Genomic DNA, 22,037 nt, shown 5'->3' with positions numbered 1-22,037 from the left:
CGGAGTCGAACCGAGGTCCACGGATTTGCAATCCGCTGCATAGCCACTCTGCCAAGGCGCCTCATTTGTGAAGTAAGCATCGCTTTTTCACCACCCTTTCAAGCCGTGCTCTCTTGGGTACGGGATGCATTCTACGGATTCGAGCGATCGAGTCAACACTATTTTTATTTTTTTAAATCGTTTGACCAGATTTTGTGCGAAAGACTGTGGATTGATTAGTTTTAATACGAAAACATGACCAATTACACTTGTTTATCTTGAGTTTATGGCTACTCAGCACCCGCTGCTACGGTAGGTTCTCGCCATTTCAAGTAGAGATAATTGGACAATTACAAATCTAACAAACACCGACTGAACAAAAAACAAGATTAAGATCACATTTCTATTTTTAGAAAGTCATTCGAAATGCACAAAAAAAGCAGGCATAGCGACCTGCTTTCTTAATCTCGTTTAGTGATGTTCTTCGTTCAGCAAATCATCTTTTGCTGCTGCAAGATACTGAACCATCGACCAATATGTTAGGAATGTAGCGACGTACAGAGCGGCAAAGCCTAGCCAAACCATCCATTCGTCATAGCGCCAAATCAGAACCCATAATGCAAACATCTGAGAAACTGTTTTTACTTTACCAACCCAGGATACAGCGACACTTGCGCGTTTACCGATTTCAGCCATCCATTCACGCAATGCAGAGATGATAATCTCTCGCGCAATCATGGTTACAGCAGGGATAGTTACCCAAATGGTGTGGTAGTGCTCTGTAATCAAAATCAACGCTGTCGCAACCAGTACTTTATCAGCGACTGGATCGATAAACGCACCAAACCTTGAAGTTTGGCCAAGTTTACGAGCTAGCATGCCATCTAACCAGTCGGTAAAACCTGCAACCCAGAACACCATTGCTGCCGCAAAGGGAGCCCAAGAATAAGGCAGATAGAAGACAACCACGAATACAGGGATTAAGAACAGTCTAAGAAGGGACAGAATGTTCGGGATATTCAAACGCATTTTATTATTCTCTTACACATTGCGTGTTTATGTTGCTGGATTTTCCTTATTGTTTCAATGCTTGGAAAATAATTTCTGCTAAAGAGTGACTAATTCCCGGCACTTTGGCGATTTCTTCAACACTTGCGCGCTTAAGTTCCTGCAATCCACCCATGTATTTCAATAAAGCTTGGCGTCGTTTTGGCCCAACACCTTCAATCCCCTCCAACACACTTGTACGTCGAGTTTTACCACGTTTCGCTCTGTGACCCGCAATCGCATGATTATGACTCTCATCGCGAATATGTTGAATCAAGTGTAGCGCTGGAGCATCACTTGGTAAGTTGAACTCTTCGCCATCAACCGTAATTAAGGTTTCAAGGCCAGGTTTACGTGTTACACCTTTGGCAATACCAATCATGATTGGTCGCTTAGGCCAATCTCCCCAATACTGGGCGATGATTTCATGCGCACGATTTAACTGACCTTTACCACCATCAATAAAGATGATGTCAGGGATTTTTTCTACGTCCAACTGCTTTGAGTAGCGCCGCTCTAACGCCTGCCCCATCGCTGCATAATCATCGCCACCCGTGATTCCAGTAATGTTATAGCGTCGGTATTCTTGCTTTACCGGACCTTCGTTGTTGAAGACCACACATGATGCGATAGTGCTCTCGCCCATCGTATGGGAAATATCAAAACACTCCATCCTCATAATAGACTCCATTCCCAACGTCTCGCGAAGTGCTTTGAAACGTTGGTTGATCGTCATCTTATGGTTGATTTTTGTCGTGATAGCCGTAAGTGCATTGGTATTAGACAGCTTAAGATATCTCCCTCTCGCACCAGTCGGAGAAGTATGAAAATGAACCTTACGCCCTGCGACTTCACTCAGTGCTTTTTGAATAGGTTCGAGATCGTCGGCCAACTCTTGGTTCAGTATTATTCGAGATGGGATTGTTCGCGCCTCATTGTGGCTCAGGTAGTACTGAGTCAAAAAGCTATCGAATACCTCTTGTTGGCTCGTGTTTTGAGGAATCTTAGGGAAATGACTGCGACTGCCTAACACTTTACCCTGACGAATCATCAATATGTGGATACAAGCGATGCCGTTCTCTTGCGCAAAACCCAGCACATCCATATCGTCCATGCTGTCTTCCGATACATATTGCTGTTCTTGGACTCGTCTTATCGCTTGTATCTGATCACGAAACTTTGCCGCGTCTTCAAACCGAAGTTGCTGACTTGCAACCTCCATTTTCTCTATCAACTGCTTCAGTACTTGCTGATCTTTACCTTGCAGAAATAGACGGACGAAACCCACCAGCTCTGCATACTCTTCATCTGAGATAATCGAGCTCACACACGGGCCAGCGCAACGACCAATTTGATACATCAAGCAAGGGCGCGTTCGATTGGAGTAAACCGTATCTTCACACTGTCTAACAGGAAATATTTTTTGCAGCAAGTGCAGCGTTTCTCGTACCGCCCCAGAGTCAGGGTAAGGACCAAAATACTCGCCTTTGCGCTTCTTGGCCCCACGATGCATCGACAATCTCGGATGTTTATGACCGCTAATGAATATATAAGGGTACGATTTATCATCACGCAGAAGCACGTTATATTTCGGCAAATACTGCTTGATGTAATTGTGTTCAAGAATCAGCGCTTCTGTCTCGGTATGCGTCACCGTGACATCTATTTTGGCAATATTGCTCACCAAAGCGCGTGTTTTTTCACTGTCGACTTTTTTGCGAAAGTAACTAGAAAGGCGTTTTTGAAGATCTTTGGCTTTACCGACGTAAATGACAACAGCATCGGCGTTGTACATGCGGTACACGCCGGGCTGATGAGTTACTGTCTTGAGAAAGGAAGCCGAATCGAAAGGAGGATTCACACTAAAGGGTCTCGGTGTCCAGCATTCCGTGGCGAATCGCTAAGTGTGTTAACTCAACGTCACCATTAATGTCCAGCTTGCTAAACAGTCGATAGCGGTAGCTGTTGACTGTCTTTGGACTTAAGTTAAGTTGCTCAGAAATATCCGTTACTTTCTGACCTTTCGTGATCATAAGCATGATTTGCAGTTCACGTTCGGACAAATCTTTAAATGGGTTTTCAGAGGCAGGTGAGAACTGGCTCAATGCCATTTGCTGCGCTATCTCTGGAGAGATGTAACGCTGCCCACTATTGACCACACGAATTGCATTTACCATTTCATCCGGCCCTGCACCTTTGGTTAAATAACCAGAAGCACCAGCCTGCATCACTTTGGTTGGAAACGGATTTTCCGTATGAACGGTTAGTACGATGATTTTCACATCTGGATTCACGCGAAGAATTTTCTTGGTGGCTTCCAAGCCGCCAATCCCAGGCATGTTCATGTCCATTAAAACGACGTCAGCATGATTACTGCGACACCATTTCACTGCATCTTCACCGCTGTCAGCTTCTCCTGCTACGTTCATTCCACGGACGTCTTCAATAATACGTCGTATCCCTGTGCGAACCAGCTCGTGATCATCTACAAGGAAAACATTAATCAAACTTGTATCTCCACACTTTTTATTGGCTCTGCACCCACATAACTTTACTAAATGTGGATATCAGTATGACTGCCTATATACTAACGTATTTGGCAAAAAATTGCTTTCTATGAATATGTGCTGAAACGCAAACTTTAGCAAGAACTTATTCATAAACCACTCTATTATTTCAGAGCGTGATGTGCAGAGCCGAAATCTAGGAAAAACTAATTAACAACATTACCCCCAACAAATCAAGTATCTATATCCATATAACCTCGATATATGAGAATCACTTAACTTGCAAACGAGAAAACAACTGGCAGATCTGGTGGTTTAATATACAGAAATCGTTAACTAGAAATCCTTTTTTAAGCCATTTGTAATTGCTAAAAACCTCCGATTAAACAAGCCAGAAGTAACTATGCAGAAGTATCTAATTCCATTTTCTATTACTGGTTATTTTTACAGTCCATAATGTTAGAATGGCGACTTGAAAAATTTATAAGGTTTCTCTCTTTTGAACATCCAACAAGGTTTCCTACTTACTCGCCAAGCACGAGACATCAAAGGCCAAACTCAGATAGAGTTGTGGCTCGCGACAGAAGCAGGTCCGACTCAACTATTGATCAATGGTGAGAAACCCGTGTTCTTCATCGCTCAAGAGTACATTGAGCAAACCCAAAACCTGGCGCTATCGAAAAGTATTCAAGTTGAAATTCGAACTCTTGAACTGAAAACGTTCGAGCATACCCCTCTCGCAGCTTGCTATACGAAAGTAACCAAAGAAGCACTCGTATTACAAGATCTGCTCTCACAGCAAGATATCGTGACTTACGAAGGCGATATACGACTCGCTGACCGCTATCTAATGGAGCGCTTTATTAAAGGGAGTGTGGAGTTTACAGGTCATCAGCAATCGCGAAATGGCTTTCAACGTATCCAGAATGCAAAGTGTCGAAGTGGTGACTATGAGCCTAAGTTGCATGTCGTTTCGCTAGACTTGGAGTGTTCAGAAAAAGGCATTCTTTACTCCATCGGCTTGGATAGCCCTCATGACTCTCGAGTCATTATGATTGGAGAACCAGAACCGGCTGAAACAAATGTTCAATGGGTTCAAAATGAAAAAGCACTACTCGAAGCATTGATTGCTTGGTTTAAGTCGTTCGATCCTGATGTTATTGTTGGTTGGAACGTTATCGACTTCGATTTTCGTCTCCTTCATAAACGTGCGGAATGGCACAACATGAAGTTGATGTTGGGTCGCGCCGATCAGCCAAGCTTCTTTCGTAGCTCATCCCAAAGCCAACAGGGGTTTATCTCAATCCCTGGACGTGTAGTACTCGATGGCATCGATACACTAAAAACCGCGACTTATCACTTTCGGTCTTGGTCATTAGAATCGGTTTCACAAGAATTACTCGGTGAAGGCAAAGAGATCCATAACGTGCATGACCGTATGGACGAAATCAATCGCATGTATCGCTCCGATAAGCCTTCACTTGCCAAATACAACCTGCAAGATTGCGTGCTGGTAAACAAAATCTTCGAGCACACTCATCTCCTCGCGTTTGCTATTGAACGGTCGAGGTTGACGGGAGTTGAGTTGGATCGCGTCGGAGGCTCAGTCGCGGCGTTCACCAATCTTTATTTGCCACAAATTCATCGAGCAGGTTACGTCGCACCCAATTTGCACCCTGAAAACTGGATTGCGAGTCCCGGCGGTTACGTAATGGACTCTATCCCTAACCTTTATGACTCAGTTTTAGTGCTGGATTTTAAGAGTCTATATCCCTCTATTATTCGCTCTTTCTTGATCGACCCAATGGGTTTGGTCGAAGGTTTATTACTGGACATTGGTAAGGATGACGATCAAGCCGTGCCGGGCTTTCGTGGTGGTCAGTTTCATCGTTCGAAACACTTTTTGCCAGAGATGATCGAAAAGCTTTGGGCGGCACGAGATGTTGCGAAGAAAAACAACGAGAAAGCCTTTTCTCAAGCCATAAAAATCATCATGAACTCGTTTTATGGCGTATTGGGCTCATCGGGATGTCGTTTCTTTGATACTCGATTAGCTTCCAGTATTACCATGCGTGGGCATGAAATCATGAAGCAAACTAAAGTACTGATTGAAAACAAAGGCTATCAAGTGATTTATGGAGATACAGACTCAACATTTGTCTCTTTGAATGGTTCATACAGCCAAGCGGAAGCGGATGAAGTCGGCAATCACTTGGTTGAATACATAAACTCTTGGTGGCAAGAGCATCTTCGCGCTGAGTACAACCTCACTTCAATGCTTGAAATTGAATATGAAACTCATTACCGCAAGTTTCTGATGCCAACTATTCGTGGCGCGGAAACGGGCTCGAAAAAACGTTATGCGGGTTTAATTGGTGAGGGAGAACAAGAGCGCATTGTATTCAAAGGGCTAGAAAGTGCGCGTACCGACTGGACGCCATTAGCGCAAAAATTCCAAAACACGCTCTATCGAATGGTATTTCACGGCGAAGACCCGAGTGACTATGTGCGTGAAGTAGTAGAAAAAACCAATAAGGGGGAGTTTGATGACCAATTGGTTTATCAAAAGCGACTACGCCGAAAGCTGCATGAGTACCAAAAAAACATCCCACCTCAAGTGCGTGCAGCACGTTTGGCCGACGACATTAATGCCAAGCTTGGCCGACCTTTACAGTATCAAAATCGTGGGCGCATAGAGTATTTGATTACCCTAAATGGCCCTGAGCCTCATGAATACCGTAACAGTCCTATCGACTACCAGCACTACATCGACAAACAGCTAAAGCCTGTTGCAGATGCGATTCTGCCATTTATCGGCACAGACTTTGAAACCCTCTCAGCACCACAGATGGGACTGTTCTAACCAATACGAAACTCAGTCTTTTGGTACTGCTTCACGAGCCAGCCACCGAAAGCATCAATTAGGCCAATGACCGAACGCTTGGGAATTGGCCTTCCAGATAACAATATGCAGAGGCGGTCAATCTCCAGTTTTTTCTCGGGATGATATTGCAAAAACACTTCACCACATTTTATTGGATCATCAAACCAGCGCTTATCGCGATACATCACCAAAGAGTAAGAAGCTCTTAATAACTTTTTAGCGATGACTACCTGCGCACGAACTTGCTCCTCAAGGCTTGTCGCCTGAACAATCTTAGCTCGATACACCGCTAGCCATTCTTCAACATCCATATTCCAGTGCTTAGCAATTTCCCAACTCGGCACATAATCGCCAAAACAATCAGCCAAGTCATCGCCATGCACACAAACACAGCAGTGCTTGAGCATAAAGCCCCAAGTAAAAATGCTATCAAGATTGGCAACTTCGCTAACAAGTGCCGTTCTTATCGCCACTCCCTTGACTTGCGGGTGATTTTGTTGAGCTCGCCACTTTATAGTATTGAGCAGCGTCGCTCGGTTGTTCTCAAACATCGACTTTGTCACCACAACTAAATCCAGGTTGGACTTTCCTGCTACTGCCGTTTTTCGCGCAACACTTCCGTACACATAAACGCTGTGAAGATTTTGCCCTAGACCGCCTTTTAGGCACATCAACACTTCTTTGATTAAAGGAGCAAACTCTGGTTGAAAAGGTTGTTTAGGATCGATAACTGGAAGAGACATGGATTAAAAAGCGCGCTCAAAGTTTGTCAGTAAGATTGGCTTATGATCCCCTAGCCCCTATTCGGAATCAAGCCTAATCAAACGTTTAATCTTGATTCAACAATCACGATGAATTTTGGTGCCACACAACAAACTTAGCGCTATAATCAGCGAGTTTTGCTTAATAAGTATGAATAGGAATATACAATGCCAAAGGCAAGTGAAATCAAAAAAGGCTTCGCAATCGAGTCTAATGGTAAAACTCTTCTAGTTAAAGACATCGAAGTAACGACTCCTGGCGGTCGTGGCGGCGCTAAAATCTACAAAATGCGTTGTACAGATCTAACAACTGGCGCACGCGTAGACGAGCGTTACAAGTCTGATGACGTTGTAGAAACAGTTGAGATGAACAAACGAGCAGTTGTGTACTCATACGCTGACGGCGATGAGCATATCTTTATGGATAACGAAGACTACTCACAGTACACATTCAAACACAATGAAGTTGAAGACGACATGTTGTTCATCAACGAAGACACGCAAGGTATTCACATTATCCTTGTGGACGGTTCTGCTGTAGGTCTTGAACTGCCTTCTTCTGTTGAACTAGTCATCGAAGAAACTGACCCTTCAATCAAAGGCGCTTCAGCTTCTGCTCGTACTAAACCTGCGCGTTTTGCTTCAGGTCTAGTGGTTCAAGTTCCAGAATACATCGCAACTGGTGACCGTGTAGTTATCAACACTGCTGAACGTAAATACATGAGCCGAGCATAAGCATGTCTGATTTGATTTCTTACGACGACGTTATCGACGCAGCGTACGACATCTTCCTTGAAATGGCTCCAGACAATCTAGAGCCAGCTGATGTCATTCTGTTTACTGCTCAATTTGAAGATCGCGGTGCCGCAGAACTTGTTGAAACTGGTGAAGACTGGGTTGAACATGTGGGCTTTGAGGTCGACAAAGAAGTGTATGCAGAAGTTAGAATCGGCCTAGTAAACGAAGAAAATGACGTACTTGATGACGTATTCGCTCGTATGCTAATCAGCCGAGACCCAGAACATAAGTTCTGCCATATGCTTTGGAAGCGCGACTAACGCTCCTTCTCTTATGAATGAAAACACCAGCCTAGTGCTGGTGTTTTTTTATCTTCAAACATCACCGAATATAGAAAACTGGCCTTTTTGCGTATAAGAAAAAGGCCTGCCAATTGGCAAGCCTTTCTGATTTTCGTTTTTCGCTCTCGATTAACGATGCTTGTTGCGTGCACCTTGTTCGCCAGCATTTTTCTTTGGCTTACGACGAGCAGGATTGTTGCTGCGACCTTTAGACGTGCTTACACGTTCTTCATGGCGCTTAACCGCGCGGCGGATTTTTTGGCTGCGAGCACGTTCACGCTTACGTGACGTATTATCCTTGCTCAAATCTAGCATGGTTTCTTTCTCTGGGCGAAGTTCTACAAGCTCACGCAGGTAGTTTACTTCTTTCAGATCCAGTTCCATCCAACCGCCACGAGGCAGTTTTTTGTCTAGGAAGATATCACCGTAACGAACACGTTTCAGACGGCTAACGGTACACTCTTGAGATTCCCATAGACGACGAACTTCACGGTTACGACCTTCGTTGATCACTACGTAGAAAGTGTGGTTCATACCTTCACCACCCGCATAGACAACGTCTTCAAAGCGAGCTAAACCGTCTTCCAGTTCAACCCCTTTTACTAGATTACGAACTTTTTGTTCGGTTACTTCACCAAACACACGCACTAGGTATTCACGCTCAACTTGGCGACTTGGGTGCATTAGACGGTTTGCTAATTCACCATCAGTAGTGAAAAGTAGCAGACCAGACGTGTTTGCATCCAAACGACCAACAGAGATCCAACGAGAGCCACGAATTTTTGGCAGACGATCGAAAACCGTGCGACGGCCTTCTGGGTCATGACGAGTACACAGCTCACCCTCAGGCTTGTAGTACGCAAGTACACGACAGATCACTTCTTCTTGAACCTTTGCAGATACAATGTGACCATCGATACGAACTACACTGCTCTCATCTTCCAGTCTTTCACCAAGTTTAGCGACCACACCGTTCACGCTTACGCGTCCGGATTTAATTAACGATTCGATCTCACGACGAGAACCGTGTCCAGCACGTGCTAATACTTTTTGTAACTTTTCGCTCATTTATCTACCTATGTGTCGTCTTCACAGACGTCGAGACCAGAATTGGCCTTCATTGTGCAAGTTACCCATGTAGATGGGATTTTTTCGGTCGGTCATTATACGCGATTCTTGCATTTAATGTAAGTGAAATCCTGCCAATTCTCCGCCCACAATTTACCGTTCAAGACAAACTCTCGGCCCAACTTTTGTCCTACTAAGTATGAGATATTCCCATGCAGAATCGAACTATTATGGGTCGTTCCTATCCTCTTTCAAACGGTCTCAGCTGATAAAATTGTCAGGGTTATAACAACAATAACCCATTTAGCTTGCTGGCTATGGTAATCAGATAAAAGGAATAAAAAATGTCTAAGACAAATCTTGACCTAAATTGGATTTTTGGCACATCCGGAGATGACGATTTAACAGGAACAAAAGGCTCTGAAACCACCGACATCTTTTTCGGATTTGGCGGTAACGATAAGTTTGTAGGTTACGGCGGCAATGATTATATTTTTGGCGGCTGGGGAGACGACACTCTGCTAGGCGGTCGTGGCAACGATTTTATTTCTGGCGGTTTTGGGAATGACTTCATCTCAGGTGGTCTAGGGAATGATTCATTGTTCGGTGGATGCGGTGATGATGTTATTTTCGACTATTCAGGCAACAACTTCCTCAGTGGGGGCTGGGGTAACGATACGCTTGTGATCGGCGATGGCGAGTCAGTGTTGAGCGGGGGCTGTGGTGACGACACATTTGTCTTTACCAACCGTCTGGCGATTGGCGTTCCTGATCAGCCGGTATCCTCCAATGACATTGAGATAGAAGCCGATGTTCTCGACTTTAATATCTTCCACGACAAACTGGTCTTTGATTTGGGTAAAGATACAGATGGAGATGGCATTCGAGATACTTTCCTAGATTCAGCGGATGATCTGACCCTTAGCTACAACGAATGTGGTTGGGCAGTATTCTCTAGCGAAGAATACAACGTAGAAGTCACGCTAAATGGCGTTAATTCAGCTTACATAAACTATGCTGAACACCACGGTATCGACATTTTCGAATTCGCATAAGCCATCTTTATTCGGCGTAAACACTGCTCAAGTATAAATAATGAAAAAGGAGGCTGATAGCCTCCTTTTGTTTATGTTGATATTTCAACTTATTCGAATGGTGATGGATCACCAGAACCAATTCGAACCACTTCTGGATCACCTTCGCTGAAGTCAATCACTGTAGTAGGTTGCTCACCTAAGTAACCACCATTCAGAATCACATCAACTGCATGTTCAAGTTTGTCGCGGATATCTTCCGGATCAGACTCTGTCACATCGCTACCAGGCAGAATCAATGACGTTGACATCAATGGCTCACCCAGTGCTTCGAGAAGATCCAATGCGATTTGGTTATTTGGCACACGAATACCGATAGTCTTACGTTTCGCATTCATCAAGCGACGAGGAACTTCCTTCGTACCTTTGAAGATGAACGTGTAAGGACCAGGAGTGTTGTTTTTCAGTAGTCGAAATGCTCCGTTGTCCACGCGCGCATACAGAGAAATTTCTGACAAATCGCGACACAACAACGTGAAGTTGTGCTTATCATCTAAGCGACGAATCTGACAAATGCGCTCTAGCGCTTGTTTGTTCTCCAATTGGCAACCAAGTGCATACCCTGAATCTGTCGGGTAAACCACGACACCGCCATTACGAATGATTGCTACTGCTTGATTGATCAAGCGAGCCTGTGGGTTTTCTGGATGAACGTAAAAAAACTGGCTCATTGTAATTCCTCATTATCGAGCCTCTCGGCTCTATATTTTTGTGGAGCTTGAATGCCGTCTTGTTGAGCATTATACCCAAGTCATTCTCGCTGAAACTAACGTCTTGACGTTACTTGGATACATCCAACGAAGGATCGATGCCCCAATCTTTCCAAACGGGTTCAACACCTGCAGGTAACCACAGGTTTCTGCCTAATTCCATCCAAGGAGATGGATAGTGAAAATCGCTGCCTTGAGAGGCTAATAGTTTGTATTGTATAGCATAATCAGCCAAGTTGCGTCTTTCTTGTTGTGCTTGCTGCGGTTGAGCAACTTCCATTGCATCTCCGTTAGCCTCAACAAACGCAGCTAGAAGACGCTTAATCCACTTTGCTGTCAACTGATATCTGCCCGGATGCGCCAATACCGCTTTACCACCAGCGGCATGGATAGCATCGACAGCCTCTTTCATTGAACACCAATTTGGCGGTACATAACCTGGGTTATTGCGAGTGAGATACTTTTTGAACACCATTTGCATGGTTTTCGCATAACCATTATCAACTAACCACTTAGCAAAGTGAGCTCGGGTAATCGGCGCGTCACCAGCCAGTTGCTGAACTTCTTCTAACACCCCTTCACGAGTGGCCTTTTGCAGACGAGAAGCGATCAGCTCAGAACGAGCCACACGATGTTGCTTTTGTTGCTCAATCAATGCCGCTAATGCAGGATTTTCAGGATCAATATTCAAACCAACGATATGGATATCTTTATTCTGCCAAACGGTTGATATTTCAATACCGTTAATGATTTTTATCGGCAAGTCGTTCTCTTCAACGTATTGTTTGGCACGCGCTAAACCGTCAACCGTGTCGTGATCTGTAATCGCCAAAACCTCGATATCAAAACCCAGTGCCCTATCCACTAAATCTTTCGGTTCTAATCGACCATCGGACGCCGTGGTGTGACTATGTAAATCAATTCTCATATTTTTGTCGTTTTAATGCTGTTTTGGGGTTGACTTTTTACTCTCGCACTAGTTAACTAGTACACAAATACAAAGCACGTAATTTAAGGCTCACTATGTTACAAGAATTTAACCAGAACCAAAAAGCGAAAGTTGCTGTTTGTCTTAATAAGACAAACTCAGCAGATCTTGCTTGGTGGCGCACTTGGACAAGTTCTTGGTGGGCTAACGTGTACTTCTAGTTTAGAAAAACAAACGTCATAAAGCCCGCTACTCAAGCGGGCTTTTTATTTTGTCGCCCAACTCACATTCAACTGCCTAAACATTAATCGGATATGACCAACTCTTGATTGGGAGAACGTTTGCTTTATGCGACTATGTACTGCAGGACGATTAAAACAGCTACAAGGAGGTCTTGTGAACAAGGCCATTGAAATTAAGAAACTTGGACAACTGGAAGTATTAAAAGCTTCTGTTCCTTACACTCAAGACCCAACCCGTCTGTTCCATACTATTTGTGAGAACAAAACGGATAGCTTGCTTTTAGAATCGGCTGAAATTGATTCTAAACAGAATCTCAAATCGCTGTTAATCGTAGATTCTGCGGTTCGCATCGTTTGTTATGGACATACCGTCAGCTTTCATGCTCTAACGGAGAACGGCAAAAACCTACTGACGCATTTGAATCAAAACGTACGTGGCGAAGTCGCAAGCCAATTTGACGGCGAAACACTGACTTTAGAATTCATCCAACCATGCGATACGATTGATGAAGATTCTCGTCTACGAGAAGCCTCTTCTTTTGATGCGCTTCGTTTGGTACAGCACAGTTTTGATCTTTCTTCGCAAGACAAACATGCAATTTTCCTTGGTGGCCTATTTGCGTATGACTTGGTGGCGAACTTCGAACCATTAGGAGACGCGGTAGCAACAAACCAGTGTCCAGATTACGTCTTCTATGTTGCGGAAACATTACTGGTTGTAGATCACCAAACAGAATCCTGCCAACTGCAAGCAACATTGTTCGTTGACGGCTCGCAAAAAGCAGCGCTAGAAAGTCGAATCGAAGATATCCGAGCTCAATGCACATCGCCAAAGCGTCTTCCAGACGCAACGCAAGTGGCCAATATCACAGCTCAACCAAGCGTTTCGGATCAAGATTTCTGTCAAATCGTCCGTGATCTAAAAGAATTCGTGGTAAAAGGCGATATTTTCCAAGTAGTTCCTTCTCGTCGATTCACATTGCCTTGCCCTTCTCCGCTAGCAGCTTACAAAGAGCTAAAGCAAAGCAACCCAAGCCCTTACATGTTCTACATGCAAGATGAGCTGTTCACTTTGTTTGGTGCGTCTCCAGAAAGTGCCTTGAAGTATGAAACCGACACCAACCAAATAGAAATCTACCCAATTGCGGGGACTCGCCGTCGCGGTAAACGTCCAAATGGCGAAATCGATTTTGATTTAGATAGCCGTATTGAACTTGAACTGCGTAGCGACAAAAAAGAGAACGCTGAACATATGATGTTGGTAGACCTAGCTCGTAATGATGTAGCGCGCATCTCGCAAGCTGGTACTCGTCATGTTGCCGATCTCCTTAAAGTTGACCGTTACAGCCATGTTATGCACTTGGTGTCCCGCGTGGTTGGCCAGTTGCGCGATGACCTTGATGCTTTGCACGCTTACCAAGCTTGTATGAACATGGGCACGTTAACTGGGGCGCCAAAGATTCGTGCAATGCAACTGATTCGCGATGTTGAAGGTGCTCGTCGTGGCAGCTATGGCGGAGCGGTAGGCTACCTGACAGGAGAAGGCACGCTCGACACTTGTATCGTGATTCGCTCGGCTTACGTGGAAAACGGCATTGCTCAAGTACAAGCAGGTGCAGGCGTGGTATTCGATTCTGACCCTCAAGCGGAAGCCGATGAAACACGCGGAAAAGCTCAAGCGGTTATCTCTGCTATTCAAGCAGCGCATTCTCAACCTGCGAACAAGGAGTAGCAGACATGGCGAACATCGTATTCATCGATAACTTTGACTCGTTCACCTATAACCTTGTGGACCAATTCCGCTCATTAGGTCACTCAGTCAAAATTTATCGTAACCACATTCCGGCAGAAACCATCGAACAAGCAATAAACGAGCTCGAAAAACCCGTCGTTCTGCTATCACCGGGGCCAGGTGCGCCATCAGAAGCTGGTTCGATGCCAGAGCTGATTCAACGAATGAAAGGCAAAGTGCCAATGATTGGTATTTGTCTTGGTCACCAAGCGATTGTTGAAGCATATGGCGGCACTGTCGCTGGCGCTGGTGAAATCATCCACGGCAAAGTGTCGATGATGGAGCACCAAGACCACGCAATTTATCAAAATCTGCCCTCGCCACTTGCAATTGCGCGTTATCACTCTTTAGTGGCGACAAAGGTACCAGACAGCCTGACCATCACTGCCGAAGTCGACAATTTGGTCATGTCTGTTGTGCACGAACAAGATAAAGTTTGCGGATTTCAGTTCCACCCAGAGTCAATAATGACGACTTACGGCGCAACCTTGTTGGGCAACGCGATTGAATGGGCGCTTGAGAAAGATAACGCATAAGGAAATGGGGAGAGAAACTATGGAAGCAATCATCAACAAACTGTACGAACAGCAATCACTGACTCAAGAAGAAAGCCAACAGCTATTCGACATTATTATTCACGGCGAGCTTGATCCAATTTTAATGGCATCGGCATTAACAGCATTAAAGATCAAAGGCGAAACGCCTGATGAAATTGCCGGTGCAGCAAAAGCCCTACTGGCGAATGCGAACCCGTTCCCTCGTCCTGATTACGACTTTGCAGACATCGTAGGGACAGGGGGCGATGGTCACAATACTATCAATATCTCGACGACGGCCGCCTTTGTTGCAGCAGCATGTGGCCTAAAGGTCGCGAAACACGGCAACCGCAGCGTATCAAGTAAATCCGGCTCTTCTGACTTACTGGACTCGTTTGGCATCAACCTAGCAATGAGTGCTGAAGACACCCGCAAAGCGGTTGACGACATTGGCGTTGCCTTCTTGTTCGCGCCTCAATATCACGGAGGCGTTCGCCACGCGATGCCTGTGCGCCAAACCATGAAAACGCGCACCATTTTCAACATTCTTGGCCCGTTGATTAACCCTGCACGTCCAAACATCGAATTAATGGGCGTCTACAGTGAAGAACTGGTTCGTCCTATCGCAGAAACCATGCTACAAATGGGCATGAAGCGCGCCGCTGTCGTACATGGTAGCGGATTGGATGAAGTGGCCATTCACGGTACAACAACGGTTGCCGAAATCAAAGATGGCAAGATCACCGAATACACGCTGACGCCAGAAGATTTTGGTCTAGAGTCTCACCCGTTAGAAGCCATTAAAGGCGGCGACCCGGAAGAAAACAAAGCAATAATCACCAACATTCTGACGGGTAAAGGTACAGACGCACAATTAGGTGCAGTCGCGGTTAACGTCGCACTTCTAATGCGTTTATTCGGCCACGAAGATTTAAAAGCCAACACGCAGCAAGCGATCGAGGCTATGAACTCAGGCAAAGCTTACCAATTGGTACAGCAACTTGCCGCACACGCTTAAGGAGCAGATGAAGATGACTGACTTCAACACCCAGCAAGCAAACAACTTATCAGAGCACGTCTCAAAAAAAGAAGCAGAAATGGCGGAAGTGCTTGCCAAAATTGTTCGCGATAAATACCAATGGGTAGCAGAGCGAAAAGCATCACAGCATCTGAGCACTTTTCAGTCAGATCTATTGCCGTCGGATCGCAGTTTTTATGATGCATTGAGTGGCGATAAAACCGTATTCATTACAGAATGCAAAAAGGCATCGCCATCAAAAGGCCTTATTCGCAACGACTTCGATTTGGACTACATCGCGTCGGTTTACAACAACTACGCAGACGCGATCTCGGTTCTGACCGATGAAAAATACTTCCAGGGTAGCTTCGATTTTCTGCCTCAAGTTCGCCGACAAGTGAAACAGCCAGTGTTGTGTAAGGACTTCATGGTCGATACCTACCAAGTTTACCTTGCTCGTCATTATGGCGCGGATGCGGTATTGCTCATGCTTTCGGTACTGAATGACGAAGAGTACAAAGCGTTAGAAGAAGCTGCGCACAGCCTAAACATGGGCATTTTAACGGAAGTCAGCAACGAAGAAGAGCTTCACCGCGCAGTTCAGCTTGGAGCTAAAGTTATCGGAATAAACAACCGCAACTTGCGCGACTTAACAACGGATTTAAACCGAACTAAAGCGCTTGCGCCAACCATTCGTAAGCTTGCACCAAACGCAACGGTTATTTCAGAGTCTGGCATTTACACTCATCAACAAGTTCGTGACTTAGCAGAATATGCAGACGGCTTTTTGATTGGCAGCTCGCTAATGGCGGAAGACAACTTAGAACTTGCGGTTCGTAAAGTAACGCTAGGTGAAAATAAGGTTTGCGGTCTGACTCACCCAGATGATGCGGCAAAAGCGTATCAAGCAGGCGCAGTATTTGGTGGTCTGATTTTCGTTGAGAAATCAAAACGAGCGGTCGATTTTGAAAGTGCTCGCCTAACCATGAGCGGCGCGCCACTTAATTATGTTGGCGTGTTCCAAAATCACGACGTTGATTATGTCGCCTCAATCGTAACGTCGTTGGGTTTAAAAGCCGTGCAGTTACATGGGCAAGAAGATCAAGAGTACGTCAACCAGCTCAAAACAGAACTACCCGTTGGCGTCGAGATTTGGAAAGCCTACGGCGTGGCGGATACAAAGCCATCCTTGCTCGCAGACAACATTGACCGTCACCTACTGGATGCTCAAGTTGGTACTCAAACTGGCGGCACAGGCCACGTGTTCGACTGGTCTTTGATCGGCGATCCAAGTCAAATCATGCTGGCAGGTGGACTGTCGCCTGAAAATGCACAGCAAGCAGCAAAATTAGGCTGCTTGGGATTAGATTTAAACTCTGGAGTAGAAAGCGCACCGGGGAAAAAAGATTCACAGAAGTTGCAAGCCGCATTTCACGCTATTCGCAACTACTAAAGTTATTCGCAGTTATAAAAATACGAGAAGGATTATCAAAATGGCAAAACTGAATGCCTACTTTGGCGAATATGGCGGTCAATACGTTCCGCAAATTCTAGTTCCAGCACTTGAGCAACTAGAGCAAGCGTTTATTGACGCGCAAGAAGATCCAGAATTCCGCAGCGAGTTCATGACGCTCCTTCAAGAGTACGCTGGTCGCCCAACAGCACTGACTCTAACTCGTAACCTAACCAAAGGCACAAAAACAAAATTGTACCTAAAACGTGAAGATCTGCTTCACGGCGGCGCACACAAAACCAACCAAGTACTTGGTCAGGCGCTACTAGCGAAGCGCATGGGTAAACACGAAATCATCGCAGAAACAGGCGCAGGTCAACACGGTGTAGCAACTGCACTTGCGTGTGCACTACTTGGCCTCAAGTGTCGAGTTTACATGGGTGCAAAAGACGTTGAACGTCAAAGCCCGAACGTGTTCCGCATGAAACTAATGGGGGCAGAAGTGATTCCTGTCCATTCAGGCTCTGCAACACTTAAAGATGCTTGTAATGAAGCACTGCGTGATTGGTCAGGCAGCTACGAAGACGCACACTACCTTCTCGGTACAGCTGCAGGCCCTCACCCATTCCCGACTATTGTGCGTGAGTTCCAACGCATGATTGGTGAAGAAACTAAAAACCAAATTCTGGCGCGTGAAGGTCGCCTACCTGATGCTGTTATCGCCTGTGTGGGTGGTGGCTCAAACGCGATTGGTATGTTTGCAGATTTTATCGAAGAAGAAAGCGTTCGCCTGATTGGCGTGGAGCCAGCAGGTAAAGGCATCGATACAGATCAACACGGTGCGCCACTTAAGCATGGTAAAACAGGTATCTTCTTTGGTATGAAGGCACCATTAATGCAAGATGAGAATGGTCAGGTTGAAGAGTCTTACTCTGTTTCAGCAGGTCTAGACTTCCCTTCTGTTGGTCCACAGCACGCACACCTTAACGCTATCGGTCGCGCTGAATACGACAACGTAACGGATGATGAAGCATTAGAAGCATTCCAAGAACTAGCTCGCAGCGAAGGCATCATTCCTGCACTTGAATCTTCTCATGCTCTGGCACATGCACTGCGTATGGCTCGTGAGAATCCTGAAAAAGAGCAATTACTGGTTGTTAACCTATCTGGTCGAGGTGACAAAGATATCTTCACCGTACACGCCATCTTAGAAGAAAAAGGAGTAATCTAATGAGCCGTTATGAGAAGATGTTTGCACGCCTAAACGAGAAAAACCAAGGCGCATTTGTACCATTCGTGACGGTTTGTGATCCAAACGCCGAGCAATCGTACAAGATCATGGAAACACTGGTTGAATCTGGCGCTGATGCGCTTGAACTTGGTATTCCGTTCTCAGACCCATTGGCGGACGGCCCAACAATTCAAGGTGCCAACATTCGAGCGTTAGATTCGGGTGCAACTCCGGATATCTGTTTTGAGCAAATCGGCAAAATTCGAGCAAAGTACCCAGACCTGCCAATTGGTCTATTGATGTACGCCAACCTTGTATACTCACGCGGTATTGAGAGCTTCTACGAGCGCTGTGCAAAAGCAGGCATCGATTCCGTTCTCATTGCAGACGTTCCGACTAACGAAAGCGCAGAGTTCGTAGCCGCGGCAGAGAAATTTGGAATCCACCCAATCTTTATCGCACCCCCAACGGCAAGTGACGAGACGCTAAAACAAGTTTCTGAATTAGGCGGCGGCTACACTTACCTGCTTTCGCGCGCGGGTGTGACGGGTGCAGAAACCAAAGCTAACATGCCAGTTGACCACATGCTTGAAAAGCTAAACCAGTTTGATGCACCACCAGCGTTACTTGGTTTCGGCATTTCTGAACCAGCACAAGTAAAACAAGCCATTGAAGCGGGTGCTGCAGGTGCAATTTCGGGTTCAGCAGTCGTAAAAATCATCGAAACACACGTAGAGCAACCGCAAATCATGCTCGATAAGCTTAGTGAATTTGTCTCAGCAATGAAAGCGGCAACTCAAAAGTAACCGACACCACAAGCTAAACACAGCAAACGCCCATTAATTATCGTTAATGGGCGTTTTTTCTATCAACTTGATTGCAAACCTCGCAATGCTCTCACTTCCAACCGTCTTTTAAAGAAGCGAATCCATAAAGTGATAACATGCCATTGTTCAAACCTGTTTTGTAAGGTACTGACATGGAAGATATCAAATCGTTGTTGCTGCAATGCCCTGTTTTAGCCGGTTTGCCAGTGGAAGGAATAAACGAAGCAGTACAAATCGTTCGCGCACGATACTTCGACGAGAAAGCACTCATTTGCAGTAAAGGCGCGCAGCACTCTTCATTGATGGTGATCGCCAAAGGATCTGTACGCGTTAACTCGATAAGTTCCAAAGGAAAAGAAGTCACCTTGATGATTTTCGAAGCCGGAGGATGGTTTGGCGACAATGTATTTTCACCCGGCATGCCACGCATTTTCGGAGCAACAGCTCATACCGACGTAACCCTATTAGAGCTACCTGGCGATAAATTTCGGCAGTTGTTAGCCAAATATCCACAAAGCTACCCTGTGATTCTGGATTTGCTCAGCCGCAGATTATGGTCAGCTATTTCCGTTATCGAAGACGACGCCATTCGCGGTATAGAAGAGAGGATCGGCAGACGATTATTGCTTCTGGCAGAATATCAACATAACCGTCCTATAAGTGCCCAGTCTTGTGTAGTGAAAGTGACTCGTGAGCACATCGCCAACATGATGGGGCTAACACGACAAAGTGTTCATAAGGTACTAAAGAAATTGGAAAACTCGAACGTTCTTAGGCTGCAATACGGCAGTATTACCATATTGAATCCGCTGAAAATGGAAGCGTATCTCAAACAGTTGGAATAGTTGTAGATGCAAACACGTCTTTGGTCTAACCGGCGTACTCAGCCAAAAAGACCACCAGCCAATGCCATGTAGATCAAACAAAAAGCCAGCGAGAGCTTCGCTGGCTTTGACATCATACTTATGCGACTTCGAGTTCCGATTTTAGCTCTCTCTTTAAGATCTTACCCGTAGCACTCATCGGTAACTGTTCACGAATTTCGACAAACCTTGGGTATTTGAAATTGGCTAACTGCTCTCGCCCCCATAATTGCAGCTCATCGGCTTCGACAAATTGATTCGGTTTTAATACCACATAGGCTTTGATCTCTTCGCCATATTCTTGATGCGGAATACCTATCACGGCCACCATCGCTACCGCAGGATGCGTCATGAATACTTCTTCAATCTCACGAGGATACACATTGAAGCCTCCTCGAATGATCAGGTCTTTAATCCTGTCGACAATAAACAGATTACCCGACTCATCAAATCGCCCGACGTCACCGGTATGGAACCAACCACTTTGCAACACCGATTCCGTCACTTCTGGGCGATCAAGATAACCTTTCATGACGTTGTGCCCGCGCACAATAATTTCGCCTTCCTCACCGACAGGGAGAGCATGACCGTCAAGATCAACGACTTTCACCTCAACACCTTGAATCGGTTGCCCGACAGAGCCCGGTACTCGCTCTTGATCAAGGTGATTAAAACACGCTATCGGACTGGTTTCGGACAAGCCGTAACCTTCTAGAATTGGTACATTGAATCGTGCTTCAAAGGTCTTAAATACTTCTGTCGGTAGCGACGAGCCTCCACTAACGGCTACTCGTAGCGACGAAATATCGCAATTATGTTCAACATGCAGCAAACCAATGTACATCGTGGGCACACCGGCAAAGAGCGTCACTCGGTGCTTTTCGATCAGCTCCAACACATGTTTCGGGTCAAATCGAGGGACTAAAACCAAAGTTGCACCGCTTTGCACGCTAGCATTGAGATGCACGGTTTGACCGAATGTATGAAACAGTGGCAACGTTACTAGATGAACATCATCAGCCTGACTCGCCATGATGTTCTGAGCCACAAGCGCATTCATTACGATGTTTTGCTGCGTGAGCTCTGCTCCTTTGGGCAGTCCCGTTGTGCCTGATGTATACAAAATCACACAAGTGTCATCCGCATCGCGAGCAACGTAATCCGCCAAGGGTTCAATATCTTCTATAAAAGACGTCAGTGTGGGTAAACCTTGGTACTCTTTTTGCGTTTGATCTTGCGTCATTACGATCATCGTTTCACACGCATCCACCTCTTTAAACGCTTTCATGCCTTCTTTCGCCATTGGCAGTTCGGGCGTTCCTTCAAAACAGAAGTAAAACTTCGCTTTCGAATCTTCTAGGTGGTATTTGATTTCTCTAGATTTGAGCAACACGTTCAGCGGAACGGTAACGGCACCCGCCTTCTGAACCGCAAAATAAACGAAAGGAAAGAAAGGCAAATTCGGGCACGATAACGCCACTCGGTCTCCCGGTTTGACGCCTGCTTTAATCATCGAAGTCGCGATCTTACCCGCAATCGCGTCAAATTCTGCGTATGTGAATTTTTTATCACCACATATCAAGGCCGTTTTATTCGGTTTACTTGCAGCATTTCTCTGCAAGGCAGCAGCAAGGTTCATCATAATGGCTTACCCTCTAAAACTTTGTCATTTTCATTGTTGTTCGTGAAATCCTTTAAGAGAGTCACGCATCATGGGCGACTAGGGGGCTTGGAAAAGCCATATCGCCTTTTATTAACATTACATTTACAAGATTTAAAAACGCAAGAATGTAAAAAATTTAACATTCAGATGCCCGAACGAACCAAAATGTGAGCGTGTTAGCTAATTATTGTTATAAATATCAAACCAAAAAACCAAAGCCCTTCCTCAACTCCAGCGTTGAACAAGCTATTAACATTAACTTAATTTCAACAAACGTGATTTATCACCAAAGGACACATCGAGATACAAAATCCATACACCAAGCAAATGGCAATCGTTTGCTATCGTGCGAAAA

The 22,037-nt window shown here is 45.4% G+C and carries 20 protein-coding genes and 1 other annotated feature; of the genes, 12 read left to right on the top strand and 8 right to left on the bottom strand.

The features are described 5' to 3' along the window. Positions 1-450: 450 nt before the first annotated feature. Genes pgsA through uvrY form a run of 3 tightly spaced genes read right to left on the bottom strand, consistent with a single transcriptional unit; the run spans position 451 to position 3,533 of the window. Positions 451-1,008 (bottom strand): CDP-diacylglycerol--glycerol-3-phosphate 3-phosphatidyltransferase, encoded by a 558-nt coding sequence (pgsA, locus tag OU793_RS17995; protein WP_005494716.1) that lies wholly within the window; start codon positions 1,006-1,008, stop codon positions 451-453. A 46-nt stretch (positions 1,009-1,054) separates the two neighbouring features. Further along, entirely contained in the window at positions 1,055-2,887 is a 1,833-nt protein-coding gene (gene uvrC, locus OU793_RS17990; protein ID WP_079859393.1) for an excinuclease ABC subunit UvrC, read from the bottom strand. A gap of 1 nt (position 2,888) precedes the next feature. Continuing rightward, entirely contained in the window at positions 2,889-3,533 is a 645-nt protein-coding gene (gene uvrY / locus OU793_RS17985) for a UvrY/SirA/GacA family response regulator transcription factor (RefSeq protein ID WP_005386783.1), read from the bottom strand. Positions 3,534-4,032: 499 nt separating this feature from the next. Between uvrY and OU793_RS17980 the strand changes: the two genes are divergently transcribed. Then, on the top strand, positions 4,033-6,396 hold the full coding sequence (locus OU793_RS17980) for a DNA polymerase II (RefSeq protein WP_140076475.1): 2,364 nt from the start codon (positions 4,033-4,035) through the stop codon (positions 6,394-6,396). On the opposite strand, the gene OU793_RS17975 is transcribed toward OU793_RS17980, so the two are convergent. Further along, a complete protein-coding gene (locus tag OU793_RS17975) occupies positions 6,393-7,160 on the bottom strand; it encodes a nucleotidyltransferase domain-containing protein (protein ID WP_140076474.1) in 768 nt (255 codons plus the stop codon). The two genes, OU793_RS17980 and OU793_RS17975, sit on opposite strands and share 4 nt — an antisense overlap. A 186-nt stretch (positions 7,161-7,346) precedes the next feature. On the opposite strand from OU793_RS17975, the gene yeiP reads away from it, so the two are divergent. Together yeiP and OU793_RS17965 are read left to right on the top strand one after the other, a co-directional pair. Further along, positions 7,347-7,913 (top strand): elongation factor P-like protein YeiP, encoded by a 567-nt coding sequence (gene yeiP, locus OU793_RS17970; RefSeq protein WP_005465079.1) that lies wholly within the window; start codon positions 7,347-7,349, stop codon positions 7,911-7,913. 2 nt (positions 7,914-7,915) lie between these two features. Continuing rightward, a complete protein-coding gene (locus tag OU793_RS17965) occupies positions 7,916-8,236 on the top strand; it encodes an HI1450 family dsDNA-mimic protein (RefSeq protein WP_005465080.1) in 321 nt (106 codons plus the stop codon). Positions 8,237-8,386: 150 nt separating this feature from the next. Here OU793_RS17965 and rluB read toward each other — a convergent pair whose 3' ends face one another. Then, positions 8,387-9,325 (bottom strand): 23S rRNA pseudouridine(2605) synthase RluB, encoded by a 939-nt coding sequence (rluB, locus tag OU793_RS17960; protein WP_005465081.1) that lies wholly within the window; start codon positions 9,323-9,325, stop codon positions 8,387-8,389. Between the two features lie 344 nt (positions 9,326-9,669). Here rluB and OU793_RS17955 point away from each other — a divergent pair, with 344 nt between their 5' ends. Continuing rightward, positions 9,670-10,380: a calcium-binding protein gene (locus OU793_RS17955; RefSeq protein ID WP_025441656.1), complete on the top strand. Its 711-nt coding sequence runs from the start codon at positions 9,670-9,672 to the stop codon at positions 10,378-10,380. Positions 10,381-10,469: 89 nt separating this feature from the next. Here OU793_RS17955 and OU793_RS17950 read toward each other — a convergent pair whose 3' ends face one another. Together OU793_RS17950 and OU793_RS17945 are read right to left on the bottom strand one after the other, a co-directional pair. After that, on the bottom strand, positions 10,470-11,090 hold the full coding sequence (locus OU793_RS17950; RefSeq protein WP_017448415.1) for an L-threonylcarbamoyladenylate synthase: 621 nt from the start codon (positions 11,088-11,090) through the stop codon (positions 10,470-10,472). A gap of 109 nt (positions 11,091-11,199) precedes the next feature. Next, the gene (locus tag OU793_RS17945) at positions 11,200-12,057 is read right to left on the bottom strand and encodes a PHP domain-containing protein (protein WP_005465084.1); all 858 of its coding nucleotides are present in this window, start codon (positions 12,055-12,057) and stop codon (positions 11,200-11,202) included. A gap of 95 nt (positions 12,058-12,152) precedes the next feature. Here OU793_RS17945 and OU793_RS17940 point away from each other — a divergent pair, with 95 nt between their 5' ends. From OU793_RS17940 to OU793_RS17905, 8 genes are all read left to right on the top strand, one after another. Beyond that, on the top strand, positions 12,153-12,278 hold the full coding sequence (locus OU793_RS17940; RefSeq protein ID WP_005465085.1) for a trp operon leader peptide: 126 nt from the start codon (positions 12,153-12,155) through the stop codon (positions 12,276-12,278). Then, positions 12,225-12,328, top strand: a sequence feature (Trp leader region). It overlaps the preceding gene by 54 nt. Positions 12,329-12,453: 125 nt before the next feature. Beyond that, positions 12,454-14,031, top strand: coding sequence for an anthranilate synthase component 1 (locus OU793_RS17935; RefSeq protein ID WP_020838761.1), 1,578 nt, complete (start codon positions 12,454-12,456; stop codon positions 14,029-14,031). A gap of 5 nt (positions 14,032-14,036) precedes the next feature. Further along, positions 14,037-14,627 carry an aminodeoxychorismate/anthranilate synthase component II gene (locus OU793_RS17930; protein WP_140103734.1) on the top strand — a complete coding sequence of 197 codons (591 nt, stop codon included), beginning with the start codon at positions 14,037-14,039 and terminating at the stop codon, positions 14,625-14,627. A gap of 19 nt (positions 14,628-14,646) precedes the next feature. Then, a complete protein-coding gene (trpD, locus tag OU793_RS17925; RefSeq protein WP_159404065.1) occupies positions 14,647-15,645 on the top strand; it encodes an anthranilate phosphoribosyltransferase in 999 nt (332 codons plus the stop codon). A gap of 13 nt (positions 15,646-15,658) precedes the next feature. Continuing rightward, entirely contained in the window at positions 15,659-17,098 is a 1,440-nt protein-coding gene (trpCF, locus tag OU793_RS17920) for a bifunctional indole-3-glycerol-phosphate synthase TrpC/phosphoribosylanthranilate isomerase TrpF (protein WP_005494707.1), read from the top strand. 40 nt (positions 17,099-17,138) lie between these two features. Further along, complete coding sequence (gene trpB, locus OU793_RS17915; protein ID WP_005465096.1) at positions 17,139-18,329, top strand: tryptophan synthase subunit beta; 1,191 nt, start codon at positions 17,139-17,141, stop codon at positions 18,327-18,329. After that, a complete protein-coding gene (gene trpA / locus OU793_RS17910) occupies positions 18,329-19,135 on the top strand; it encodes a tryptophan synthase subunit alpha (protein ID WP_021448888.1) in 807 nt (268 codons plus the stop codon). Before trpB ends, trpA begins: the two co-directional genes overlap by 1 nt. A gap of 173 nt (positions 19,136-19,308) precedes the next feature. Then, complete coding sequence (locus OU793_RS17905; RefSeq protein ID WP_020840978.1) at positions 19,309-20,001, top strand: Crp/Fnr family transcriptional regulator; 693 nt, start codon at positions 19,309-19,311, stop codon at positions 19,999-20,001. Positions 20,002-20,119: 118 nt separating this feature from the next. On the opposite strand, the gene OU793_RS17900 is transcribed toward OU793_RS17905, so the two are convergent. Next, positions 20,120-21,661, bottom strand: a complete 1,542-nt coding sequence (locus OU793_RS17900) for a long-chain fatty acid--CoA ligase (RefSeq protein WP_140103735.1) — start codon at positions 21,659-21,661, stop codon at positions 20,120-20,122. Between the last annotated feature and the right edge of the window lie 376 nt (positions 21,662-22,037).

The sequence above is a fragment of the Vibrio sp. VP6 genome, from assembly GCF_028823755.1.
In the GTDB taxonomy this organism is placed as follows: Bacteria; Pseudomonadota; Gammaproteobacteria; order Enterobacterales; family Vibrionaceae; genus Vibrio; species Vibrio parahaemolyticus.
This window is presented reverse-complemented; position numbering and strand designations above follow the sequence as displayed.

Coding starts and splice junctions, on each gene's coding strand:
- OU793_RS17950 (WP_017448415.1), bottom strand. CDS start 11,090: ATGAGCCAGTTTTTTTACGTTCATCCAGAAAACCCACAGGCTCGCTTG.
- OU793_RS17955 (WP_025441656.1), top strand. CDS start 9,670: ATGTCTAAGACAAATCTTGACCTAAATTGGATTTTTGGCACATCCGGA.
- OU793_RS17965 (WP_005465080.1), top strand. CDS start 7,916: ATGTCTGATTTGATTTCTTACGACGACGTTATCGACGCAGCGTACGAC.
- pgsA (WP_005494716.1), bottom strand. CDS start 1,008: ATGCGTTTGAATATCCCGAACATTCTGTCCCTTCTTAGACTGTTCTTA.
- OU793_RS17905 (WP_020840978.1), top strand. CDS start 19,309: ATGGAAGATATCAAATCGTTGTTGCTGCAATGCCCTGTTTTAGCCGGT.
- OU793_RS17975 (WP_140076474.1), bottom strand. CDS start 7,160: ATGTCTCTTCCAGTTATCGATCCTAAACAACCTTTTCAACCAGAGTTT.
- trpD (WP_159404065.1), top strand. CDS start 14,647: ATGGAAGCAATCATCAACAAACTGTACGAACAGCAATCACTGACTCAA.
- rluB (WP_005465081.1), bottom strand. CDS start 9,325: ATGAGCGAAAAGTTACAAAAAGTATTAGCACGTGCTGGACACGGTTCT.
- trpA (WP_021448888.1), top strand. CDS start 18,329: ATGAGCCGTTATGAGAAGATGTTTGCACGCCTAAACGAGAAAAACCAA.
- OU793_RS17940 (WP_005465085.1), top strand. CDS start 12,153: ATGTTACAAGAATTTAACCAGAACCAAAAAGCGAAAGTTGCTGTTTGT.
- trpB (WP_005465096.1), top strand. CDS start 17,139: ATGGCAAAACTGAATGCCTACTTTGGCGAATATGGCGGTCAATACGTT.
- OU793_RS17945 (WP_005465084.1), bottom strand. CDS start 12,057: ATGAGAATTGATTTACATAGTCACACCACGGCGTCCGATGGTCGATTA.
- OU793_RS17900 (WP_140103735.1), bottom strand. CDS start 21,661: ATGATGAACCTTGCTGCTGCCTTGCAGAGAAATGCTGCAAGTAAACCG.
- trpCF (WP_005494707.1), top strand. CDS start 15,659: ATGACTGACTTCAACACCCAGCAAGCAAACAACTTATCAGAGCACGTC.
- yeiP (WP_005465079.1), top strand. CDS start 7,347: ATGCCAAAGGCAAGTGAAATCAAAAAAGGCTTCGCAATCGAGTCTAAT.
- OU793_RS17930 (WP_140103734.1), top strand. CDS start 14,037: ATGGCGAACATCGTATTCATCGATAACTTTGACTCGTTCACCTATAAC.